The organism is Pannonibacter sp. (genome assembly GCF_051860505.1).
GTDB lineage: Bacteria > Pseudomonadota > Alphaproteobacteria > Rhizobiales > Stappiaceae > Pannonibacter.
Map to the genome: position 1 here is coordinate 103,115 of NZ_JBHYDX010000008.1, position 21,040 is coordinate 124,154.

Below are 21,040 nucleotides of genomic sequence, written 5' to 3' on the forward strand. Positions count from 1 at the left end.
CCCTTGGGCAAGGCTTTCGTCCCGGGGCGAAAGCATGCGGCCTGTGCACAGGTCAACCAGAAGGCGCAGAACATGGCAGGAACACGGCCCCATCAGCTTCATCAGGCCGCAGACACGGGCAGAGCGCAGATACGCTACGGCACAGGCATTGTTGTGTGTCTTGCGCTCTGCCTTGCGGCCAGTCCCGTTCGTGCGGATACATGCGCGGCCATCCTGAAGGCCTTCGAGGCCCTGGCCGCTGTACCAGGCTACAGCCAGATGGTCCGCATGCCGGACATGCCGCCGATCCAGTCGATTGCGATTGGCGATGTTCTTTATGTCAACCCCGGCGACAAATGGCAGAAAGTCACCCTGAAGCCGGGTGGTCGCCTCGGCATCCTGAAGGCCGTTGTCCCGGATGCCGCCAGTCTGAAGGATTGCGCCAAGGCCGGAGCAGACATGATCGACGGCAGGTCGATGACCACCTACACCTACGTGCCGCCAGCGCTTAAGGGGGCGGAAAGCCTCGCAAAGCCCGGCGTGCAGACGCTCTGGGTCGGCGATTCCGATGGCCTGCCTTACAAGATGACTGACACGGACATCGAGATGACGATTTCCTACAGCAACATCACCCCGCCGGTGCAATGATGCCTGTGTCCTTTCGCCATGGCATGGGGACCGCGCTGCTTGCCGCTTGTGCGGCTTTGGCATGTCCGCTGGCCGGCGCGCGGGCTACGGAACCGGCGGTTCTGATCATCGATTCCTCCGGCAGCATGGCGGAGCGCATCGGCGGGGAGACACGGCTTGATGCGGCACGCAAGATCCTGACTGAGGACGTTGCGCGCTGGAAACCGGGCGCGTCTCTGGCGCTGGTGGCTTATGGACATCGCCGCAAGAGCGACTGCGGCGATATCGAGACGCTGAGCCCGCCGGGGCCGGTGCACCTGAACAACCTGACTGCCGCGCTTGCAAAGCTGCGCGCGCGCGGCAAGACGCCGTTGTCCGATTCCCTGCGCCATGCCGCAGGGCTCTTGCCTGAGACAGGTGGCAACATCCTGCTGCTGAGCGATGGCCTTGAAACCTGTGGCGAGGATCCCTGCGAGGTTGCCCGGGCGCTGCGTGCGGCGAATGGCAAAGTGTTCATTCACGTGATCGGTTTCGGTCTGACCGAGGCGGAGAGCAAGGCGCTTGCTTGTATCGCCGGGGCAGGTGGCGGCCTGATGCGGAGTGCCGAAGGAGCCGGGGACTTGCAGGAAGCCGTTTCGGCATTTGCGGCAAGCACCGGCGTGGCGGAGCCTGAGCCTGGACAGACTGCTTCGGCCGCTGCAGTGCCCACCCCAGTACCTACCCCAGTGCCCACTCTGGCATCGGAGCCCGTCAGGCCCCCCGTGGCCGAGCCTCAACCGGTCCCGGTGTCTTTCGTGGCCGTTGCCAAGGACATGCAGACGCTGGTTGGCGTGCCGTTGGCATGGACAGTGCGGGCGGCTGAGGGCGGGGGACCGGTTTATGAAGGAGGCGGCGAGGGCATCGCGCTGGTTCTGAAACCGGGAACCTATACAGTCGGGCTGAAGGGCGCCAACGCTGCATCACTCACCCAAGTCTTGATCGACAAGGCCGGTGGCCTGCCAGTCGAGGTTGGCATTGACCTCGGGCGGCTCGACCTGTCGCTGATCGCGGCGAAGGGGATGACCCTTGACGAGCTTGATCTTGCCGGCCCCCTCGATTGGAGCGTGACACCACTGGATGGTCAGGCGCCATTGACGGCGCCAACCGGCGTGGCTCCTGCCCTGGCGCTTGCGCCGGGGCGATATGCGGTGGCCGTGACCACCGGGAAGCGCGAAGCGCAAGGTGAGGTGCTGGTTCCATCCGGCGGCCGGGAAAGCCTTGTGCTCAATCTTCATCTCGGTCGCCTGAGACTGGAAGCCGCGCTTGAGGGTGAGGCGGCACCGGTTTTGGGCGGGACCGAACTGTCCTGGCGAATTTCCAGACGGGACGAAACGCAGTTGGTTGTTGGTTTCGATGCAGTGGCGCAGCCGGTTGCCGTGTTGCCAGCCGGGGTCTACGCCGTGATCCTGTCGCTTGGCGGGGCCGAAATCCCGGCTGAGGCAGAGGTCGTAGAAGGCCAGGACCAGACGGTCCGGGTGTCGATCGGGGCAGGTAGCGTTGCTCTTGAAGGGGCGCTTGCGCCTGGCGGCGAGGTCTTTTCCGACTGGCGGGATGCGCAATGGACGGTTCGCCCGCTGCGCGTTCTTGGCGGCGCGGCGGTCGGGCCTGCGCTGGAGAACCACGCCGAAGCACGTCCACAGCTCAAGCTGATGCCGGGAGAATGGGAAGCGGCACTGGTGTCCGGCACCGCCACGGCCAGCGTCCGCTTCGTCGCAAGGCCAGGGGAGCAACAGACCGTCCGCATCGACCAGGCGGCGGGCCGGTTGACCATGGCAGCACAGGCCGCTTCAGGTGAGGCATCGGTCAACATCCTGATCTCGGTCTTCGGCCCGGCCAGCAGCGGCATCTTTCCGGAAAAGCCGCTCTTCGAGGTCGGTGTGCCACGCGACTACACGCAGATTGTCACGGCTGGCCGCTACCGCATCATTGCCCTGGACTCCGTTGGCCGCACTGGAGTGGCTGAAGTCGATGTTGCTCCAGGGCATGTTATAAATGAGATTATAGTTATAAAATAAGAAAATATCATAGTATTTAAACTTACGCGAGAAGTGTTAGTAGTTTTAATTGTGTAATACTGATAAACTTGTAAATATTTCTGGTATTTTGCTCAATAAGTCATCAATTCAAGATTTATCTCATCTTTGAGGAGTGGTGTCGATGCGCCTTCTTGCAGGTTTTCTTTTGATCGGGCTGCTGCAGTCCGGGTTTGTTACGTCAGCCGTGGCGCAGGAGCTGCCGGGGACGGCTCAGGCACAGGATGCGCTGTCGACGGCAAAAGATGCCGTAAACACGGTGAAAAACCTCCCCAACGCCGCCACGGATGCAGTTGTTGGCGAGATCGAGAAACATGTGCCGGCGGAGTTGCAGCCGCTCGTCAACTCTGCCGGTGCGATTGCCAAGCAGCTTGAGAATGTCGCAAACGGCAAGATGATTGCCGATGCGGTCGGCTCGACACTCGATGCCTTCGGCAAGGCCATTTCCGATATTTCCAACGGCGGCAAGGAGCTACGGGAGCGCCTTGCCCGGCTGGAGAAAGAAAACACCGAGAAGATGATCGAGATCGAGCACTCGAAGGCGAACCTGGCGCAATTGCAGGCTCAGGTCGAGGCGCTCAAACAGTCGACGGCAGCCGTCATGGAACTGATCGAGGCACACAAGGGGCGGATCGATGGACTGGAGAACCGCGTCGCCGAGCTGGAGCGCCAGAAGGGCACGGTGACGGCCCCGTTCAAGGTTGTCGACAAGACCGGCTTCACCTTACTGCTTGTCGATGAAGCTGGCGCGACCTTCAGCAGCCTTGGCGGGGGCACGACGAACATCCAGCTCAAGCAGGGCCAGCCGCCACAGCTTTATCTCGGCAACCAGGCGGGCGGATTGTCGCTGGAAGGAGGTGAGACCAATCGTACCACCCTTGTGAATGGCGACACGTCGGTCTTCGAGATGAAGGCCAGCTCTGGCCAGGGCATCCAGATGCGCGGCACCACGACTGAAGGCCAGTTCGAGCTTGGCTCAGGGCCGGCGCTGCTCGGACTTGTTGTTCGCAAGAACGATCAGCCGGCAGCAGGCCTTGGAACCTTTGACGGGCGCGGCGTTGCCCTCAGGCTGTTTGGCGCGGGCGGCCAGGTGATCGCCGCCGCAGGCGAGAATCCGTCCGTGGCCGGGACCGGGCTTGTCTATGTTGGAAATGGCAGCAAGAACAGCGCGGCCCTTGCCGCAGACAGCGACGGATCGGGTTTCGTGCATGCCTTCGCAGGCAATGGCACGGTGGGCGCAGGATTGGTCGGCAAGGAGCGCCTTGTCGCGGCCTATTATGAGGGCGGGGCAGCGGTTGCGACGCTGCAGAAAAGCGACAAGTCCGAGGGCGGCACGATCCGGGCCCGCGATCCCTCTGGCGAGGCGGTCTTCTCCACGGGTTACCGGGCCGATATCGGCGGCGGCGAGGCCTGTGTCATTCGCAACAAGCGTGGCGGCAACATCTTCTGCCTGGGCCTTGGTGTCCCCGGCTTCGGCACGGTGCGTTAGAGCAACACCGGTAAAAGGGGGAGCTGGTTTTGCGTCCGGAGTTGCGTGAAAATAAAGCGATAGAGTATTTGCGGCGCCGCCGGTTCCGCCGCAAATGCTCCCAGATGGTCCCGCGCGACAGGGACGCTGCGCCGCCACCGCAGAGCGCATCGGCATTCTGGTTCCTGCTCCTGCTTGGGCCGCCCATTGCGGGCGTGCTGGTGTTGTGGCTGTTGGGAGCAAATCCCTTGAACCTGGCGGTGGTGGCTGCCGCTCTGCTGCCATCCTACGGGCTGGGTCTTGCTCCTGCCCTGCTGGCCGGTCTGGTGGACCGGTGGTGTGCCGGGCGTGGCCTGGGCCTGACGATCCGGCTGGCCGCCGTCCTGCTGGCGGCTGCCGCTGCCGCCATGGGGCTGGTCATTCCGCTGTTCAGTCAGGGCTTGGTACAGGGCTGGTATCCACTGCTGGTTGGTCCGGTCGCCGCCGCTGCAACGCTTCTGGTTATGCTGCTTCACGCCGCAAGCCGGGCCTTCCCGCGGTGAACCCACCGGAAGGCTTTGTTGAGGAGCCGCCGGGACCTGCCTGCCCTTAAGCTGCCGCCAGGCCACGCTTTTCCAGAAGGGCGTTGATGTCCGGGCCGCGTCCACGGAAGGCCTTGTAGGCGGCATCCGGGTCCTGGCGGCCGCCGGCGGAATAGATGTGGCGGTAGAGTTTTTCCGCCGTCGCCGGATCGAACACATTGCCGGTTTCCTCGAAGGCGCTGAAGGCGTCCGCGTCCATCACCTCCGACCACATGTAGCTGTAGTAGCCGGACGAATAGCCCTCGCCGGCAAAGGCATGGGCGAAATGCGGCAGCCGGTGGCGCATGGTGATCTCCGACGGCATGCCGAGGTCCTTGAGGGCTGAGGCCTCATAGGCGGTGACGTCGATGCCGGCCGGATCCGGCATCTCGTGCAGGGAAAGGTCAATCAGCGCGCAGGCGGTGTATTCGACCGTGGCGAAACCCTGGTTGAAGTTGCGCGCGCCGAGCACCTTGTCGAGAAGGGCCTTCGGCATCGGCTCGCCGGTCTTGTAATGCACGGCAAAGCGCGACAGCACATCCGGCTGGCTCAGCCAGTGTTCGTAGAGCTGCGAGGGCAACTCGACAAAGTCCCGTGCCACGCTGGTGCCGGAGATCATCGGATAGGTGACATCGGACAGGAGCCCGTGCAGGCCGTGGCCGAATTCGTGGAACAGGGTGCGGGCATCATCGAAGGTGAGCAGCGCCGGTTCACCGTCCGCGCCCTTCGAGAAATTCATCACGTTGACGATGATCGGCCGGACCTCGCCGTCGAGCTTGTGCTGTGACCGGAAGGCGCTCATCCAGGCGCCGGAGCGCTTGGAGGGGCGGGCAAAATAGTCGCCGAGGAACAGGCCGACGTGATTGCCCTTGGCATCGCTCACCTCGAAGACGCGCACGTCCGGATGATAGACGGGCAGACCGTGCTTTTCCTCAAAGCGCAGGCCGAACAGGCGGGTTGCGGTGTCGAAGGCGGCCTCGATGATCTTGTCGAGCCGCAGATAGGGCTTCAGCTCGGTCTCGTCGAGATCATGGTCGCGCTTGCGCACCTTCTCGGCATAGTGACGCCAGTCCCAGGGAGCGATGGCCGCGTTGTTGCCTTCGGCACGGGCGACCTCGGCAAGCTTTTCGGCTTCCTCGCGCGCGCGCTCGACGGCCGGACCCCAGACGCGGGTCAGCAGTCCGCGCACCGCCTCCGGCGTCTTGGCCATGCTGTCGTCCAGCTTGTAGGCAGCATAGCTCGGGTAGCCGAGCAACCGGGCGCGCTCGGCACGCAGCGCCAGCGTCTCGGCAATGACACCGCGGTTGTCGGTCGGGCCCTCGGCCTCGCCGCGCGCGGACCAGGCCTTGAATGCCTCCTCGCGCAAGGCCCCGTTGGTGGAAAACTGCAGGAAGGGCTCGATCGAGGAGCGCGACAGGGTGATGACATGCTTGCCCTCCAGCCCGCGCTCCCTGGCAGCCGCTGCAGCCGCCGCGAGCAGAAAGTCCGGCAGACCGGCCCGGTCCGCCTCTGTTTCGAGCACGAGCTGATAGTCAGATTCGTCCTTCAGCACATTCTGGGCAAACTGGGTGCCGAGGGAGGCGAGCCGCTGGCTGATCCCGGCCATGCGGGCCTTGGCCGAATCGCCGAGCCTTGCCCCGGCGCGGGTGAACATCAACTGGTAGCGCTCCAGCACCCGGGCCTGTTCCGGAGTGAGGTCCAGGCTGTCGCGCTGGTCCCACAGGGCAAAGACGCGGGCGGCAAGCCTCGGGTTGAGCAGCGTTTCCGACCCATGCAGCGAGAGTTTCGGCGCCATTTCGCGCTCGATTGCCTGCAGCTCCGGGTTCGTGTGGGCGCCGGTGAGGTTGTAGAAGGTCCGCGATACGCGGGTCAGCGCCTCGCCGCTCGTCTCCATGGCGCGGATCGTGTTGTCAAAGGTCGGATCGTCCGCCTGACCGGCGATCGCGTCGATCTCCGCCCTTGCCTCGGCCATCGCCGTATCGAAGGCCGCGACGTAATCCTGCGACCGGATATCGGCAAAAGGCGGCAGGCCGAAAGGCGTGGACCAGGTGGAGAGCAGCGGATTGTCGGACATGGATCGGAATACCTTGGGTGGCGGAGAGGCAGGGCGGGAGACGGCTACGGTCGGCCATCCGTTTCCCATCCTGTCATATGGGCAAGCCATTGCCACTTTCCAAATTCGCTGACGTGATGTGCGCCAATATTTAGATTTGCCTTTAATTAGAGAATCGTCTAAACATTGGGCCAAGAGGAGCCCGTATGGCATTCAACCAAGTGTTCGAGGCGCTCGCTCATCCGGTGCGACGCCAGATTCTGGCCCGGCTCAGGTCCGGCCCCTTGTCGGCAGGGGACCTTGCCGCCGGGTTCGACCTGTCGAAGCCTTCGATGTCCGTGCATTTCAAGAAATTGCGCGAGGCGGATCTGGTGTCCGTCGAACGGCAGGGAACGAGCCTGATCTACCAGCTCAACATGTCGTTGCTGGAGGAGGCGCTGGCGGGTGTCCTGACGCTGACGGATGGCCGGAGCGCGACTGAAAGCCCATCTTCAAGCGAAGGAAAGCAGGAATGAGTGAAAGTCCAAGCCTGATGGCTGACACATCGCGTCCCGGCACACTGGGGGCCGCAGGGTTTGTGGGGCTGGGCCTGATCGCCGGCCTGACGCTGGCGGGGTTCCTGCTGCTGCCGGCTGAGGCCGCGTTGCCGGTGCATTTCGATCTGACCGGTCAGGCGGATTCGTATCTCGGACGGGATATCGCCCTGCTGCTTCTGCCCGCAATCAGTCTCATTCTGACCCTTGGGGCCATGGCACTGACGCGATATGCGCCGGCTGAAGCTGTGCGGGCAGGGCGCGCAGCCATGGCGGTCGCCGTCGTCGGCATGATCTGGCTTTTTGCCCTGTGTCAGACGATCATCCTGTCCGCAGGCGCCGGGCTTGAGGTCAATGTCCTGCGCCTGATCTGTGTCGCGCTGGGCCTGTTTCTGATGTTGCTTGGCAATGTCCTGCCGAAAACCCAGCCTAACCCTTATGCCGGGCTGAGACGACCGTCGACGCTGCGAGATCCGGTTGCCTGGCGTCAGGCAAACCGATTTGCCGGGATGGCCTTTGCAACTGGCGGCGCTGCGCTGATCGTGATCGCCGCGATGACAGGCGAAGGCCGAATTCTTGGCCTTGCCTTGCTTGCCGCAGCGATCCTGCCGGCACTCGCCAGCCTTCTCAATGTGCTTTGGCTGACGAAACGCTGAAGCCAGGGGGGAATGTCGGATTTCAGTCCGAGGGACCGAACACGACCTGATACATCAGCCGGCCGGGGTAGAACGTGAAGATCCCGGCCACCAGCAGCGCCCAGAGCATGTAGCCTTTCATGGCTTTGGCATGTTTGGTGATCTGCCCCTTTCGCGCGGCCCAGACCGCCATGGGAACACCGATGAGCGTGACCACTGACAGGATATGGATTGGGCTGAACGGGCCGATCATCCGGATGCCATGGATGAACATGCTGGATCCAGCGACCCACAACATCAGGAAAGCCCAGAGATAGCCGAGCGAGCGGTGGGGCAGGGTGCCCTTCGGCGCGGCGAACTGGACAATGCCCAACACGGCGGCGGCAATGGCGGCAAAGGCGTGGGTGTAGACAACTGGCCCGGCGGCCAGCAAAGGTTCAAGCGACATGGTTTACCTCACCACATGGAAGCGGCTGCGCGGGTCGGCCATTCCTCGTCGTATGGCTTGCCGCCAATCGTGCCATTCGACAGGTCGGCGAGTATGTCGCCGGCGGTCGGCAGTGTTTTCGGGTCAACCTTCGCAGCCTCGTCCCACAGGCCGGCGCGGAGGATGGCGCGGGCGCACTGGAAGTAGACCGTCTCGATGGTGATGATGATGGCCGAGCGTGGAGCTTTTCCCTCCATGGCAAGGCGGGCCAGCAGGGCCGGATCGACACTGACAACGGCCTTGCCGTTGACACGCAGCGCGTTGCCGGAGCCGGGGATCAGGAACATCAGCGCCACGCGCGGGTCACGCACGATGTTGCGCAGGGAATCGATGCGGTTGTTGCCGCGCCGGTCCGGCATGATCAGGGTCGTGTCGTTCTCGATGACGACACACATGCCCTTGTCGCCGCGGGGCGAACAATCAAGCCCCTCCGGACCGCTGGTCGCGAGCGCGCAGAAGGGCGCAGCCTCCATCATCCGGCGATACATTGGCGTCAGGCGCGGGCTTTCCTTGACGGTGGAGGTGGGCCCGGTCGGGCCGTAGATGGCTTCGAGCTGATCAACGCTGGTCAGGATGGTCATGGCGAGTGGGCGGTCCGGACGGTGGGCAACGCCAAAAACCGTAATCCCGGCATACGATCAGTACCAGTAGAAACTGCAGGGGCTGGCCTTGAAATCGGTTCCGTGCGGTCTAGTCTGGCCGCTGCTTAGAAATCGACTTTTCGGGAGCCAGGGCCATGCGGGTGATGAACGATATCGAGACGGCTGCGGCGCTGCCCTACAAGGCGCTGGTCGAGGCGCTGCGGGAGATGTTCCGCGCAGGCTGCGAGATGCCGGTGCGCCATCACCACACGATGGGGGTCCCGGGTGAGCCTGACGCGACGCTGCTGCTGATGCCGGCCTGGACGCCGGGGCAGTATCTCGGGGTCAAGCTGGTGACGGTAATGCCGGGCAATGCAACGCGCGGGCTTCCCTCTATTTCCGGGCAATACATCCTCTCTGACGCGCGCACCGGTGCAGCTCTCGCACTTATCGACGGCGCCGTGCTGACGGCGCGCAGGACGGCGGCTGCCTCGGTGCTGGCGGCCGACTATCTCGCCCGCAAGGATGCCGGCCATCTCGTGATTGCGGGGACGGGCAGCCTGTCGCGCCCACTGGCGGAGGCCCATTGCGCCCTTCGGCCGATCCGCAAAGTGACGATCTGGGGCCGCCGACTTGCGGCCGCCGAAGAGGTCGCTGCCGACCTTCAAGCCGATCTCGGCGTCGAGGTGGTCGCTGCAGCCGATCTGGAGGCGGCTGTTCGCACGGCGGATATCGTCAGCGCCGCCACGATGTCGCAAACGCCGCTGATCCTTGGCGACTGGCTGCCGGAGGGGTGCCACGTCGATCTGGTTGGCGCCTACAAGCCGACCATGCGCGAAAGTGACGACGCTGCCATACGCCGGGCGCGGGTTTATGTCGACACTCGCGCAGGGGCGATGAAGGAGGGGGGCGATATCGTCATTCCGCTGCAGTCGGGCGCGCTGACACCGGAGGCCATTGCCGGTGATCTCTATGACCTGACGCGGGGCACCGCGCTGGGCCGGACCTCTGACACAGAGATCACCCTGTTCAAATCGGTTGGTGCTGCGCTGGAGGACCTTGCCGGTGCAGTTCTAGCCTATGAGGGGCACGCTGGATAAGGGCAAGGGCTGCGACACAATAACGCCCAAATGCCTTTCTAGCTTGCGTGAAACAGACGTGAAGCAGAGGCAGGCCTTCTGTGATCTTGTTTTCTTTGGCGCCCGGCGTCATGGGTTGTGAAGTATTTTTTATCCCTCACCCCGTTCGAGCAAGGTGGTGAAATGCGCAAGTTTTTATTCAATGCTGTTCTTCTCGGCGGGCTTCTGTCTTCCGGTGCAGCCTTTGCCTGGACAGCCCAGTCCTCGGCAGATCTCAACATGCGGACAGGTCCTGGAACCAACTACGCGCCAATCCTGGTCATTCCGCGTGGTGCACTCGTTGAGGTCGGTGCGTGCAATGCGTGGTGTTCGGTGTTTTATGCCGGCTATCGCGGCTTTGTCAGCGGTCGTTACCTCATTCCGGTCAGCGGCGGCTACTATCCGCCCCCGCCGGTGGTCGTGCCGCCTCCGGTGATTGTCGTTCCGCCGCCGGTGTATCGCCCGCCCGTCTATCGGCCCCCGGTCTATCGTCCGCCCCACTACCGGCCGCCGGAGTATCGTCCGCCCGTCTATCGGCCTGAGCCGTACCGGCCGGAACCCCATCGCCCCCGTGATGGATACCGTCCCCCGCAGCCGTCGATTCCGGGGCCGGAGTTCCAGGGCTCCCACCCTGGTCGGCCGATGCAGGAAGAATCCTATCGCAACTGAAGTCTTGCGCGTTCCGGGCCGTCTGTTGCAAACGCCCCGTCAGGTGCCAACACACGGAGAAAGCCCGGCAAGATCGGGCTTTCGCCATTTCTGGGGTGGGTGTGCGCCAGCCCGAGCGGGCAAATGGGGCAGGCCTGTCCCGGTAAAACCCGCAAGTCCTGTGATTGTTGCCACAGTTCGGAACTGATTTGCCGCTAGGCTCAGACCCGAGATCGAGATTCGAACAGGGGCTTGAGCAACAACCCCGCTGACACGCTTGAGGAGTATGGCATGGCCCGTCAGATCTGGAGTTTTCCTGACGTTTCCCGCAAGGCCGGACAGGCTCTGCGCCGTCTGGCTGCCGGCGTTTCGCTTGCTGCGCTGACGGCAACAGCCGCCTTCGCCGCAGACCCGGTAGCCATGGTGCTGGACCGGTCCGAGGGCGTCAATGCCACGGCCTTCGCCGAACTGGTGCCTGGCGATGAAATTGCCCTCGGCACCGGTGGTTACGTCGACCTTCTCGACTACACCGCCTGCCGCGAGGTGCGTATCACCGGTGGTAGCGTCACAGCCACCTCGTCCGGCCTGATCATCGCTGAAGGCGAGGAGAAGGAACTGCGTCCGGGCAATTGCCTGAAGCAAGAAGCCGGCAACGCCGGTACGGACGGCGGCAAGGGCCTGGCGGTCACCATGCGCGGGCTGATTCCCGAAAACAAGGTTGCGGCGTCCTTGATGCTGCGGTTCGGCGAGGACCTGAAGGAGCGCTATGACAGCGTCTTCGTCTCGGTCGATGGTGGTGCGCCGCAGGAATACAAACTGGACGACAAGGTCCTGGCCGACATGCCGGATCTCGTGGCCCCGGCCGAAGGCAAGGGAAATGGCGTCCCGATCGAGTTGACCTTCAAGCCGCGTGCGGGCACGGGCGAAGCTGAAATTCGCCAGTTCACGCTGGACCCGCTTGAAGTCGGCCGGGAAACGGCGGTTGTCGTCGTGAAATGAACGAAGCCGCGCGGGCAGCGACAGCCGCCAGGGAACGCCGGCGTTTGAAGGCTGCGGTGATTGTCATCGCGGTCATCGCTGGACTGTTGGCGGGTGTCGGTGCGACGCGTGCGCTCTGGGAGGGCTGGGTCTCCGACCGGCTGCTCCAGGTCAGGGCATTGGTCACCGACCTGCCGCAGGACCGCTTTCCTGTTGCTGTGGTCGGTCTCGACCAGGCTTCCCTGACATCAAAGCGGCTGGAAGCGATCCCGCGGGTGTTCATGTCGCAGGCTTTTGCCAAGGCAGGGACTGCGCTGTTCGATGCCGGGGCCACGGCCATCGGCCTCGACTTTGTCTTCGCCTTTTCCGCTGATGCCTTTGCTGATCCGCAAACCGGCGAGGCCCGCCTCAAGGGCTATGACCGACAGTTTCTGCGTTTCCTGTATGAAAACCGGGGCCGCGTCGTTGTCGCCCGCACCTCGACAGGTATCCCGCATCGCTCGATTTCCGCTGCTGCCGGCAGCGACGGTGTGCGGTCGACCGAGATCCTGACCGACAATGACGGCGTCGTTCGCCGGCATCGGCCGCAATTGCCATTGGAGACCTCCCCGGCCTTTGTCGATGCGATGCTTGGCCATGCCGGGGCCGTGGTCGACAGGCCCTATGTTGCCGTGCCCGGGGCCCGGCTGGCAACATCCGTTCCCTATCTGTCGCTGCTTGATGTCCTTGACCTGATGGATGCGCCGGACGGGGCGGAAAAGCTGAAGCAGTTTGCCGAGGGCCGCGTCATCCTATTCGGCTCGACCTTGCCCAACGAGGATGAGCATCTTTACCTCGACCGATTTCTGCCACGCGAAACGCCAGTGGGCGAGAGCGCCGGACCGGCCGGACGCCCGCCCGTTCGCACGGCAACGAGCGGTGTGTTCATTCTCGCGGATCTGATCGGATCGCCGCTGGTGGCCCGCACGGTCACGGAAGCGCCGCTGCCGCTGGTCGGAGCGCTGATCTTTGTCTTTGCCCTGGTCGGCGCATTCGCCGGCCTGAACCTGCCGCTGCCGAGCCTGCCCCTGGTGGTCGCTGGGCTGGTGTTGGCCGGGATCGGGCTCGCCTTCGCGGTCCTGATGTCCGGCTGGCTGCTGCCAGCCGGTGCGCCGCCGACAGCCGGGTTCATTGCACTGATGGTGGCCGGCGTTGCCCAGGTCGCGGTCCTGAAACGGCGTGAGCGGGAACTGGTCCGGTTGTTCGGGCATTATCTGTCACCGCAGGTGATCCGGGCCATGGCGGAGGAGGAGCGCCTGTCGGATCTTGGCGGCGAGACCCGCAAGGTTGTGATTGGCTTCATTGATATCGTCGGCTTCACCCGCATGTCGGAGCGCCTTCCCGACCGCGAGGTGGTCAAGGTGGTCAACACCGTCTTCGATGCGATCGGCACCGAGATCACCCGGTCGGAAGGCTATATCGACAAGTATATTGGCGATGCCGTCATGGCGGTCTGGAACGCGCCGAATGATGTGGCCGACCCGGAGGCAAGGGCCGTGGCCTGCGCGCTTGCCGTCGTTGATCTGCTGCCGGAACTGCGCCGGCGGACCGGGCAGCCGGAACTTGACCTGCGTATCGCTCTCAATGCCGGACCGGCGCTGGTCGGCGATATTGGTGGCGAGACTCGCCGCTCCTTCACGGTGATGGGGACCACGGTCAACACGGCAAGCCGGATCGAGTCCATTGCCAAGGACGCTGCTGTGCGCCTTGCCTTCACCGGTCCGGTCGGAGATGCCTTGCCGGCTCGCTGGCCGCAGCGGCTGTTGTGGCGCGGACAGCTGCGCGGCCTCATGACTGAAACGGTTGTTCTCACGCTGGATGACGCTCGTCTGTGGATGGACGGCGAGGGCCCGGCGTTGATGCTGGTCCCGGAAGAGGCTGAGCCTGCCGCCTCCAGCGACGCCACCCCGTCGCGCCAGACAGCGACCTCCCGAACTTAAGGTTCCTTTACCGCCCCAGCGCCCCGCCAAGAACGCCGCCCAGCACCCCGCCGATGAAGGCAGCCCCGGCGGCTCCGTCGATCCCGCTCTGATCTTCAGGCGGCAGGCGTTCGGGGCCAGGGGCTCCGGGGGCATCCGCAAGGGGCTGCTGCCTCTGGGCACTGCGGGCATCGCGGCGCTGCGCCTGCTGCTGCTTGAGCTTTTCGGCGATCACCACGTAGGCGGCCTGCGTCTGGGCGACGAGCATCTGATACTGCGGCTCATTCAGGCTGCCGGTTGCGGGCTGACCGGCTGCTGTCTGCCAGGCGCGGATGCCGCTGCGGGTGCGGTTGCCAAAGGCGCCGTCCGGCTTGCCGACATCGAAACCGGCAAGGTTCAGTCGCAGCTGCACTTCACGCCGGCGCATCTGGCTCCAGCCTTGTTCCGTGGCCGTGATTTGGCTCGCCGGATTTGCCATGTCTGCCGGCGCCGTCCGCGAGGCGCTGTTGCCTTCGGTCAGAACTGCGACCTGTTGTTCGGCTGCTGCTGCGGAGGGGGCAGTGGTGCTGGCCATCGCCTGTTCGTTCTGCCCTTCGGTCGGCGCCGTGGTGCCGCCGGACAGGCGGGTAACCTGGTTGCGGGCGACTTCGGCGAAAGTCCCGTTCGGGTAGGCCGCGAGATAGGCGGAATAGTCGCCCACCGTGCCGGCGGCCTGCGCGGCATCCCAGAGCGCTTTCTCGCGTTCCCAGGCGATCTGGCTTGCCGCAGTTGGAACCGTGCCGGAGACGGCGGTCGGTGCCGGTTCGGACGCGGCGGTCGTTCCGGAGGCCGTCGCAGCGGCTCCCGTTGAGCGGTTCAGGAACACTTCGCCGATCAGTGAGGCATTGACCCACGGGCGCTGACGTTCACCGGTCTCGCGGTAAACGTCGCCGGTCACCCGGGTCATCACGTTCTGGATCGGTGTATCCGGCGCATCAATGTGGCGCAGCAGCGCCGTGGTGAAGGGCGAGTTGGAGCCGGACCCATCCAGCGCCACATCTCCCGGCGAGGTGGCAAAGGCGATCACCGAGCCTTCAGCGCCGGCGTCTTCCATCTTGAGTTCCGCAAGGCCGAGCCCCACTGCCGCGGAGCGGCTGGGGCTCATGCTGCGCGCCAGTGTCCGGGCCAGCGGATTGTCGCGGCAGGCGTCGAGGAACACCATGCGCACCTTCACGTCATTCGACATCTGGCGCAGCACGAAATCCGCCGAAATGGTCTCGAAGTCGAGCGCGGTCTCGTCAGCGAATTTTGCGTCGATCGGGATCAGGTAGTTGACGCCGCCCACCTGCATGCCATGCCCGGCATAGAACAACAGCGCAATCTCGGCTCCGCGCGCCGTCTTGGCGAAATCGGCGACCGTGCGGCGCATGCCCTGATAGTCGAGGTCATAGCCTGCGACCACTTCGAAGCCGAGCTGCTGCAGTTTCGCCGTCATGGCGCGCGCATCATTGGCGGGGTTGGGCAGGGCAACTGCATGGGCGTAGTCACCATTGCCCATGACGAGGGCAACGCGTTTGGCAAGCGCCGGCGAGATTCCGGCGATCAGGACGACCAGAACGGCAAGTGCGCGCGCAAGCATCTTCGTGTTCCTCCGGCGGACAATGATGGACGCTACGGTAGACAAATCTCTGCCACGGGTCGCGTCCTCATACAAGCAGGCCGCATCATCGGTCAGATGATACGGCCTGTCCGTCGTGCGCGTCACAAAGCGTGGCTTTTCAGCGGAAATGGCAACTCACGCTGCCAAAAGGTCCGAAATCTGCGTGGATCGACGAGCCGTGCGGGGCTTCGACCGGGCGGATGAAGGAGCCGGCCAGCACAACCTCGCCGGCCGACAGGCCCATGCCATATTGCGCCAGCCGGTTGGCAAGCCAGGCGATGCCCCGGGCCGGATTGTTGAGAACGCCAGCGCCGAGGCCGGTCTCTTCCACTTCGCCATTCTTCGAGACAATCGCCCCCATCCAGCGCATGTCGACCGCATCGGGCCGCATCGGCCGGCCGCCAAGCACGTAGCCGGCGTTGGCGGCGTTGTCGGAAATCGTGTCGACGATGGTGCGGGTCTGCTTGGTCTGGGGATCGACCCGGACGATGCGCGTGTCGAGGATTTCCAGCGAGGGCGTGATGTAGTCAGTCGCGTTCAGCACGTCGAAGACGGTGACATCCGGTCCCTTCAGCGGGGCCTTCAGGATGAAGGCGATCTCCGCCTCGATGCGCGGCTGGATGAAACGGTCTTCCGGGATGACCGAGCCATCCTCGAAGGCCATGTCGTCGAACAGCACGCCCGAATCCGGGATGTTGATATTGAGCGCGTATTGCATCGCCTTGGAGGTGAGGCCGATCTTCCAGCCGGTCACTTTGCGCCCGGCCGCGAGTTTGCGCTTCACCCAGGCGGCCTGGACCGCATAGGCATCGTCCATGGTCATGCCAGGGTGCTTCAGGGACAGGAGCCCGGTCTGCACACGGGCACGCTCGGCCTCATCGAGGGCGGCGGCGGCGGCGTCGATTTCGGCGGCACTCAGCATCAGATCACCTCGTCGGCAACAGGGTTGGTCAGGGTGCCGAGCCCGTCGGCGCTGACCTCGATGACATCGCCCGGCTTCAGCCAGATCGGCGGATCGAAACGTGCGCCGGCGCCGGTCGGCGTCCCGGTCAGGATGACATCGCCCGGCAGCAGCGTGGCGAAAGTCGAGATGTAGGCGATGATCTTGCGGAAGGAGAAGATCATGCGGCTGGTGCGGTCCGACTGGCGCAGCTCGCCGTTCACCCGGGTTTCCAGCGCGATGTCGGCAATCTGCTCCTCGCCGGTGAAGGGCACGAACCAGGGGCCGAGCGACCCGGAGCGGTCGAAGTTCTTGCCCTGGGTGACGTTGAACTTGGCGTGGCGAACCCAGTCGCGCAGCGTGCCTTCGTTGGCAAGGCTGAGGCCGGCGATATGGGAGAGTGCATCCTTCTCGGAGATCCGGCGGCCCGGCTTGCCGATGACGATGACGATCTCGCCCTCGTAGTCGAGCTGATGCGATTCCGGCGGGCGGATCAGCGGCGCGTTGTGGCCTGTGAAGGACGATGAAAAGCGCACGAACAGGGACGGGTTCGACGGCGCGGCCTGGCCGTCCTTGTACTCTTCGTTGCGGTCGGGGAAGTTGACGCCGACGCAGATGTACTTGTCTGCGTCGGTGACGGGGAGGTCGAAGCTGAGACCGTCGAGATCCAGGTCTGCCGACAGGCCGGAGCCCTCTTCAACCAGCCGCGACAGCGCGCCGTCTGCGAGCACGCTGCGCAGGGTTGGCCAGCGGGCTCCGAACCGGGCGCTGAGGTCGACGACACCATCGCCGTTGACCAGACCATAGCGGCGTTGGCCGTTCCTGTGAAAGCCGACGAGTCGGGATGAGGGCAGGGCGATGGTCATGTCGTCATCTCCTCACGGGGCCACGATCGGCTGGGCGTCCAGCTTGGCGGCAACGGGCTCGACGCCGGCAAAGAGGCTGCCTTCCTCGAACCAGGACTTCGGCGCCGGCGCCCCCCAGAGCGTCTGGCGCTGCGGGTCCTTCAGGTCCCACTTGATCGGTTCCAGGTCCGGATCGACCGTCTGGTAGTCGGAGCAATAGATCTCGATGCGGTGGCCATCCGGGTCGCGGATGTAGAGGAAGAAGGCGTTGGAAATGCCATGCCGTCCCGGGCCGCGCTCGATGTTGGCGAGATATCCGGAGGTGGCCATCAGGTCGAGCAGGTCGATGATGTTGAGCGGTGTCGGCACCCAGAAGGCGGTGTGATGCAGGCGCGGGCCACGGCCGTTGGTGAAGGCGATGTCATGCACGCCGCCCTTGCGGTGCGTCCAGGCGGCCCAGAGCTTCTTAGATACTTCGTCCTCGGTGTATTCCGTCACCCGGAAGCCGATCTCGTTGTAGAAGGCGACGCTCTCGTCCACGCTCGGGGTGAAGCAGTTGAAGTGGTCGATGCGCAGCGGCTTCACGCCCTTGTAGAGGGCGTATTTCTGGTGGATCGGCGGCAGCCGGTCCATACGGGTGTAGAATTCCAGCGGAATGCCGTGCGGATCCTGCGTGCGCAGCGTGCGCGACTGGTAGGGCCGCTCGACCCACTCCACCGGCAGACCCTTTGCCTTGAAGAATTGCTCAGCCCTGGTCAGGTCATCCTCGTCAAAGAGCTTGAAGCCGAGCAGGTTGGCGGTCGCCGTCTCACCCTTCTTCAGGATGATGCAGTGATGCCCGCGCTCTTCCATGGCGCGAAGGTAGATCTCGCTGTCGGTCTCGTCGGTGACCTGAAGGCCGAGGATGTCGACGTAGAAGGCGCGCGATGCAGCCAGATCGCGCACGGTGAATTCCACGTGGCTCAGCCGCACGATGTTGAAGGGCGGATAGAGATTGGGGGCAGGAATGGGCATCGGGTCCTCCCGGAGACTTTGCCGGATTGTTCTGGTCAGGGTGTAGCGGGGATCAGCCGCCGAGCTTGGGGATGGCGTGGGCGTGCGTCGCAAAAGCGATGTTCTTGGTTTCCATGTAGAAATCGAAGGACCAGTCCCCGCCGTCGCGGCCAATGCCGGAGTTCTTGACGCCGCCGAAGGGCGTCGGCAGATGGCGGACGTTCTCCGAGTTCACCCAGATCATCCCGGCCTCGAGGCTTTCCGAGAAACGGAAGGCGCGGGTGACGTCATTGGTCCAGATGTAGCCGGTGAGGCCGTATTCGACGTCATTGGCAATAGTGAGGGCTTCCTCTTCCGTCTTGAACGGGATCGCCGTCAGGACCGGGCCGAAGATTTCCTCCTGCGCGATGCGCATGGACTGGTTCGCGCCGGTGAACAGCGTCGGGCTGACATAATGCCCGCTGGCGAACTCACCGCCGAGCTTCTGGCCGCCGACGGCAATGGTGGCGCCATCTTCACGGGCGATGTCAAAGTAGGAGAGAACCTTCTTCTCGTGCACCTCGTGAATCAGCGGGCCGATGACCGTGTCCGGATCGAGCGGATGGCCGACCTTGATGCGGGCGGCCTTCTCGGCAACCTTGGCGACGAAGGCGTCATGGATGCTCTCTTCCACCAGCAGGCGGGACGAGGAGGTGCAGCGCTCGCCGTTCAGCGAATAGATCATGAAGACAGCGGCATCCGCAGCCCGCTCCAGATCGGCATCGGCGAAGACCACGACCGGGTTCTTGCCACCGAGCTCGAAGTGAACGCGCTTCAGCGTCTCGGAGCCTTGGCGCATGATCATAGAGCCGGTGCGGCTTTCGCCGACAAAGGCAATGGCCTTGATGTCCGGGTGCATGGTGAGCGCCTTGCCGGCGTCCTCGCCGAAGCCGTTGACGAGGTTCCAGACGCCCTTCGGCAGGCCGGCCTCCTCGGCAATCTCGACCAGCAGACGGGCGGTCAGCGGCGAGAATTCGGCCGGCTTGTGGACGACGGTGCAGCCGGCCGCCAATGCCGGTGCGATCTTCCACGTCGACAACATGAAGGGCGTGTTCCACGGCGTGATCACGCCGACGGGCCCGATCGGATGGCGGGTGGTGATGTTCACCTGTCCCGGCGCCTGGATCGACTGGCCGTCGCGCGCTTCCGGGGCCTTGTCGGCATAGAAGCGGAAGTTTTCCGCCCCGCGCAGCGCTGCCTTCGACATGAACCGCAGCGCCTGGCCGGTGTCCATGCACTCGGTGAAGGCAATCTCGTCTGCACGGGCAACGATGCCGTCAGCGATCTTGTGCAGGATCTTGCGCCGGTCGGCGCCGGAGAGGGCGGCCCAGCTCTTGAATGCCGCCTTGGCTGCCTTGGCCGCCTTGTCGATGTCGGAGGCACCGCCCTTGGCGACCTTGGCCAGCAGCCGGCCGTCGGCCGGAGAGCGGGTCTCGAAGGTCTCGCCGCTGTCGGCTGCGACCGAGACGCCGCCGATATGGTTCAGAACGCCATCGCGAGCAAAGTGGGCGAGATAGTCTTCGGCACGGGCCAGGTTCTTTTGCAGGTCGCTCATGGACGGTCCTTCTCGGCGTTCCGCAGACGCGGGTGCATGGTGTTGCGCTTCCAGCTCAGGGCCGGATCGATTTCGATGATTTCGAGAGACAGGGCGAAATGCGGCTCGGCAAGCAGCGGGGCGAAGATCGCTCCGGCTGCTGCAAAGATTGCATCGCCGCCTGCCTTCTTCTCCTCCGCGCTGCGCCCCGTGCCGATGCGCAGGATCATGTCGACAAAGCTATTGTGCGGCAGCAGGTCACCGATGGCGGCATGATCGGCCTTCAAGGCCCGAACCCTCACAGCGCCCAGTTCAAACAGACCGGTCGCCAGCATGGCGGCATGCAGTTCCCGGCAGGCGGACGTCATGTCCACGGTAGCCTCGACCGGCCCGGCATATTGGAGTGTCAGATGTGGCATGACCGCGATCTCCTCTTGGTAATTAACATGTTAAATATAAACCCGCATGGCCGTCAAATGTTTTATAGGCAAGAAGGAAGGGATCGAGGGGCGTCCCTCGGGCGTCACAGTCAGCGAGGACTATATGGGACCGGACGAAATCGAGGGTCAGGGGCCGGACACCGAAGGCGCGAAAGGGCACTTGCGGGCAACACGTCGTTCACTCCCGATCGCCCTGTTGCGGGCGCGGGAAAGCGTGATGGCGCATTTTCGTCCCATGCTGTCGCGCCATGACCTGACGGAGCAGCAATGGCGCGTCATGCGCGTGCTGGCCGAAGAAGGCGAAATGGACGCAACTCAGCTGGCAGCCAAGGCGCTGATCCTGGCACCGAGCCTGACCCGGATGATTCGTCTTCTGGAGAAGCGGCTGTTGATTTTTATCCGCAAGGACGCCGACGATGGTCGCCGGACCCTGGTGCGTATCGCACCTGACGGTCTTGGCCTGATCGAGAAAATCCGGCCCGAGAGCGCGGCGGTCTATCAGATGCTGGAAGCGCGCTGCGGCGGGGCGGAACTCGAAAGCCTGATGGATCAACTGGACCGTCTGGTCAGCCGCTTGGGTCCCGCAGAGGCGCAGGGTGACGACTGATCCCGACCCGCACCAGCCTGTGGCGCCCGGGGCCCTGCGATCAGTTGCGGCGCCGGGTTTCGAGCCATAACAGACATCAGGAACGGCCGAACAAGTTCCGGCTGTTGTTAAACTGGACTTTAAGGGAGGAAAGCACGACCACTTATGGAGTGGTACGCCCAAGGGGAATCGAACCCCTGTTTTCGCCGTGAAAGGGCGACGTCCTAACCGCTAGACGATGGGCGCTTACTCGGTGCAGCCCGTGTGGGCCGCGTCGTGTGAGGAGGCTTATAGGCAGATTGAGTGGAGGCTGCAAGAGGGTATTTG

General features: G+C 64.0%; 20 protein-coding genes and 1 tRNA gene. 11 read left to right on the forward strand and 10 right to left on the reverse strand.

All coding sequences use genetic code 11. The features are described 5' to 3' along the window. The first annotated feature begins 72 nt into the window (after window positions 1–72). The 4 genes from ACTIFE_RS07725 (at window position 73) to ACTIFE_RS07740 (ending at window position 4,688) form a co-directional block, all read left to right on the forward strand. Window positions 73–627, forward strand: coding sequence for a hypothetical protein (locus ACTIFE_RS07725; RefSeq protein WP_439528576.1), 555 nt, complete (start codon window positions 73–75; stop codon window positions 625–627). Continuing rightward, on the forward strand, window positions 627–2,660 hold the full coding sequence (locus ACTIFE_RS07730; RefSeq protein ID WP_439528577.1) for a vWA domain-containing protein: 2,034 nt from the start codon (window positions 627–629) through the stop codon (window positions 2,658–2,660). The genes ACTIFE_RS07725 and ACTIFE_RS07730 overlap by 1 nt, the downstream gene beginning before the upstream one ends. 142 nt (window positions 2,661–2,802) lie before the next feature. Then, window positions 2,803–4,167, forward strand: a complete 1,365-nt coding sequence (locus ACTIFE_RS07735) for a hypothetical protein (RefSeq protein WP_439528578.1) — start codon at window positions 2,803–2,805, stop codon at window positions 4,165–4,167. A gap of 104 nt (window positions 4,168–4,271) precedes the next feature. Beyond that, a complete protein-coding gene (locus ACTIFE_RS07740; protein ID WP_439528579.1) occupies window positions 4,272–4,688 on the forward strand; it encodes a hypothetical protein in 417 nt (138 codons plus the stop codon). A gap of 46 nt (window positions 4,689–4,734) precedes the next feature. Here the strand turns inward: ACTIFE_RS07740 and ACTIFE_RS07745 are convergent, their stop codons facing one another. Beyond that, window positions 4,735–6,780 carry a M3 family metallopeptidase gene (locus tag ACTIFE_RS07745; RefSeq protein WP_439528580.1) on the reverse strand — a complete coding sequence of 682 codons (2,046 nt, stop codon included), beginning with the start codon at window positions 6,778–6,780 and terminating at the stop codon, window positions 4,735–4,737. Between the two features lie 185 nt (window positions 6,781–6,965). Between ACTIFE_RS07745 and ACTIFE_RS07750 the strand changes: the two genes are divergently transcribed. Then, a complete protein-coding gene (locus ACTIFE_RS07750; protein ID WP_439528581.1) occupies window positions 6,966–7,274 on the forward strand; it encodes a metalloregulator ArsR/SmtB family transcription factor in 309 nt (102 codons plus the stop codon). Continuing rightward, window positions 7,271–7,948: an SdpI family protein gene (locus tag ACTIFE_RS07755; protein WP_439528582.1), complete on the forward strand. Its 678-nt coding sequence runs from the start codon at window positions 7,271–7,273 to the stop codon at window positions 7,946–7,948. The genes ACTIFE_RS07750 and ACTIFE_RS07755 overlap by 4 nt, the downstream gene beginning before the upstream one ends. 22 nt (window positions 7,949–7,970) lie before the next feature. On the opposite strand, the gene ACTIFE_RS07760 is transcribed toward ACTIFE_RS07755, so the two are convergent. Both ACTIFE_RS07760 and ACTIFE_RS07765 read right to left on the reverse strand, forming a co-directional pair. Further along, window positions 7,971–8,375, reverse strand: a complete 405-nt coding sequence (locus ACTIFE_RS07760) for a DUF2306 domain-containing protein (protein WP_439528583.1) — start codon at window positions 8,373–8,375, stop codon at window positions 7,971–7,973. An 8-nt stretch (window positions 8,376–8,383) separates the two neighbouring features. Continuing rightward, a complete protein-coding gene (locus ACTIFE_RS07765) occupies window positions 8,384–8,995 on the reverse strand; it encodes a pyridoxamine 5'-phosphate oxidase family protein (RefSeq protein WP_439528584.1) in 612 nt (203 codons plus the stop codon). A gap of 155 nt (window positions 8,996–9,150) precedes the next feature. On the opposite strand from ACTIFE_RS07765, the gene ACTIFE_RS07770 reads away from it, so the two are divergent. From ACTIFE_RS07770 to ACTIFE_RS07785, 4 genes are all read left to right on the forward strand, one after another. Continuing rightward, window positions 9,151–10,095 (forward strand): ornithine cyclodeaminase family protein, encoded by a 945-nt coding sequence (locus tag ACTIFE_RS07770; RefSeq protein ID WP_439528585.1) that lies wholly within the window; start codon window positions 9,151–9,153, stop codon window positions 10,093–10,095. A gap of 162 nt (window positions 10,096–10,257) precedes the next feature. Beyond that, on the forward strand, window positions 10,258–10,782 hold the full coding sequence (locus ACTIFE_RS07775; protein ID WP_439528586.1) for an SH3 domain-containing protein: 525 nt from the start codon (window positions 10,258–10,260) through the stop codon (window positions 10,780–10,782). 270 nt (window positions 10,783–11,052) lie between these two features. Next, window positions 11,053–11,760 (forward strand): hypothetical protein, encoded by a 708-nt coding sequence (locus ACTIFE_RS07780; protein ID WP_439528587.1) that lies wholly within the window; start codon window positions 11,053–11,055, stop codon window positions 11,758–11,760. Next, window positions 11,757–13,718: an adenylate/guanylate cyclase domain-containing protein gene (locus tag ACTIFE_RS07785; RefSeq protein WP_439528588.1), complete on the forward strand. Its 1,962-nt coding sequence runs from the start codon at window positions 11,757–11,759 to the stop codon at window positions 13,716–13,718. Before ACTIFE_RS07780 ends, ACTIFE_RS07785 begins: the two co-directional genes overlap by 4 nt. Before the next feature lie 7 nt (window positions 13,719–13,725). Here ACTIFE_RS07785 and ACTIFE_RS07790 read toward each other — a convergent pair whose 3' ends face one another. The 6 genes from ACTIFE_RS07790 to ACTIFE_RS07815 all read right to left on the reverse strand — a co-directional run bounded on the left by ACTIFE_RS07790 (window position 13,726) and on the right by ACTIFE_RS07815 (window position 20,106). Next, entirely contained in the window at window positions 13,726–15,315 is a 1,590-nt protein-coding gene (locus tag ACTIFE_RS07790) for a caspase family protein (protein ID WP_439528589.1), read from the reverse strand. A gap of 139 nt (window positions 15,316–15,454) precedes the next feature. Beyond that, the gene (gene hpaH, locus ACTIFE_RS07795) at window positions 15,455–16,258 is read right to left on the reverse strand and encodes a 2-oxo-hept-4-ene-1,7-dioate hydratase (RefSeq protein WP_439528590.1); all 804 of its coding nucleotides are present in this window, start codon (window positions 16,256–16,258) and stop codon (window positions 15,455–15,457) included. Then, window positions 16,258–17,142, reverse strand: a complete 885-nt coding sequence (locus ACTIFE_RS07800) for a fumarylacetoacetate hydrolase family protein (RefSeq protein WP_439528591.1) — start codon at window positions 17,140–17,142, stop codon at window positions 16,258–16,260. The genes hpaH and ACTIFE_RS07800 overlap by 1 nt, the downstream gene beginning before the upstream one ends. A 12-nt stretch (window positions 17,143–17,154) precedes the next feature. Further along, window positions 17,155–18,135, reverse strand: coding sequence for a 3,4-dihydroxyphenylacetate 2,3-dioxygenase (gene hpaD, locus ACTIFE_RS07805; protein ID WP_439528592.1), 981 nt, complete (start codon window positions 18,133–18,135; stop codon window positions 17,155–17,157). Between the two features lie 52 nt (window positions 18,136–18,187). After that, window positions 18,188–19,708 (reverse strand): 5-carboxymethyl-2-hydroxymuconate semialdehyde dehydrogenase, encoded by a 1,521-nt coding sequence (hpaE, locus tag ACTIFE_RS07810; protein ID WP_439528593.1) that lies wholly within the window; start codon window positions 19,706–19,708, stop codon window positions 18,188–18,190. After that, window positions 19,705–20,106, reverse strand: coding sequence for a 5-carboxymethyl-2-hydroxymuconate isomerase (locus ACTIFE_RS07815; RefSeq protein WP_439528594.1), 402 nt, complete (start codon window positions 20,104–20,106; stop codon window positions 19,705–19,707). The genes hpaE and ACTIFE_RS07815 overlap by 4 nt, the downstream gene beginning before the upstream one ends. A gap of 124 nt (window positions 20,107–20,230) precedes the next feature. Here ACTIFE_RS07815 and hpaR point away from each other — a divergent pair, with 124 nt between their 5' ends. Beyond that, window positions 20,231–20,734: a homoprotocatechuate degradation operon regulator HpaR gene (hpaR, locus tag ACTIFE_RS07820; protein WP_439528648.1), complete on the forward strand. Its 504-nt coding sequence runs from the start codon at window positions 20,231–20,233 to the stop codon at window positions 20,732–20,734. Between the two features lie 150 nt (window positions 20,735–20,884). Here the strand turns inward: hpaR and ACTIFE_RS07825 are convergent. Beyond that, window positions 20,885–20,959 (reverse strand) — tRNA-Glu (locus ACTIFE_RS07825). Window positions 20,960–21,040: the final 81 nt, after the last annotated feature.

Excerpts from the sequence above, each read along its gene's own strand:
- ACTIFE_RS07725 (WP_439528576.1), top strand. The coding sequence starts at position 73 with ATGGCAGGAACACGGCCCCATCAGCTTCATCAGGCCGCAGACACGGGC.
- ACTIFE_RS07730 (WP_439528577.1), top strand. The coding sequence starts at position 627 with ATGCCTGTGTCCTTTCGCCATGGCATGGGGACCGCGCTGCTTGCCGCT.
- ACTIFE_RS07735 (WP_439528578.1), top strand. The coding sequence starts at position 2,803 with ATGCGCCTTCTTGCAGGTTTTCTTTTGATCGGGCTGCTGCAGTCCGGG.
- ACTIFE_RS07740 (WP_439528579.1), top strand. The coding sequence starts at position 4,272 with ATGGTCCCGCGCGACAGGGACGCTGCGCCGCCACCGCAGAGCGCATCG.
- ACTIFE_RS07745 (WP_439528580.1), bottom strand. The coding sequence starts at position 6,780 with ATGTCCGACAATCCGCTGCTCTCCACCTGGTCCACGCCTTTCGGCCTG.
- ACTIFE_RS07750 (WP_439528581.1), top strand. The coding sequence starts at position 6,966 with ATGGCATTCAACCAAGTGTTCGAGGCGCTCGCTCATCCGGTGCGACGC.
- ACTIFE_RS07755 (WP_439528582.1), top strand. The coding sequence starts at position 7,271 with ATGAGTGAAAGTCCAAGCCTGATGGCTGACACATCGCGTCCCGGCACA.
- ACTIFE_RS07760 (WP_439528583.1), bottom strand. The coding sequence starts at position 8,375 with ATGTCGCTTGAACCTTTGCTGGCCGCCGGGCCAGTTGTCTACACCCAC.
- ACTIFE_RS07765 (WP_439528584.1), bottom strand. The coding sequence starts at position 8,995 with ATGACCATCCTGACCAGCGTTGATCAGCTCGAAGCCATCTACGGCCCG.
- ACTIFE_RS07770 (WP_439528585.1), top strand. The coding sequence starts at position 9,151 with ATGCGGGTGATGAACGATATCGAGACGGCTGCGGCGCTGCCCTACAAG.
- ACTIFE_RS07775 (WP_439528586.1), top strand. The coding sequence starts at position 10,258 with ATGCGCAAGTTTTTATTCAATGCTGTTCTTCTCGGCGGGCTTCTGTCT.
- ACTIFE_RS07780 (WP_439528587.1), top strand. The coding sequence starts at position 11,053 with ATGGCCCGTCAGATCTGGAGTTTTCCTGACGTTTCCCGCAAGGCCGGA.
- ACTIFE_RS07785 (WP_439528588.1), top strand. The coding sequence starts at position 11,757 with ATGAACGAAGCCGCGCGGGCAGCGACAGCCGCCAGGGAACGCCGGCGT.
- ACTIFE_RS07790 (WP_439528589.1), bottom strand. The coding sequence starts at position 15,315 with ATGCTTGCGCGCGCACTTGCCGTTCTGGTCGTCCTGATCGCCGGAATC.
- hpaH (WP_439528590.1), bottom strand. The coding sequence starts at position 16,258 with ATGCTGAGTGCCGCCGAAATCGACGCCGCCGCCGCCGCCCTCGATGAG.
- ACTIFE_RS07800 (WP_439528591.1), bottom strand. The coding sequence starts at position 17,142 with ATGACCATCGCCCTGCCCTCATCCCGACTCGTCGGCTTTCACAGGAAC.
- hpaD (WP_439528592.1), bottom strand. The coding sequence starts at position 18,135 with ATGCCCATTCCTGCCCCCAATCTCTATCCGCCCTTCAACATCGTGCGG.
- hpaE (WP_439528593.1), bottom strand. The coding sequence starts at position 19,708 with ATGAGCGACCTGCAAAAGAACCTGGCCCGTGCCGAAGACTATCTCGCC.
- ACTIFE_RS07815 (WP_439528594.1), bottom strand. The coding sequence starts at position 20,106 with ATGCCACATCTGACACTCCAATATGCCGGGCCGGTCGAGGCTACCGTG.
- hpaR (WP_439528648.1), top strand. The coding sequence starts at position 20,231 with ATGGGACCGGACGAAATCGAGGGTCAGGGGCCGGACACCGAAGGCGCG.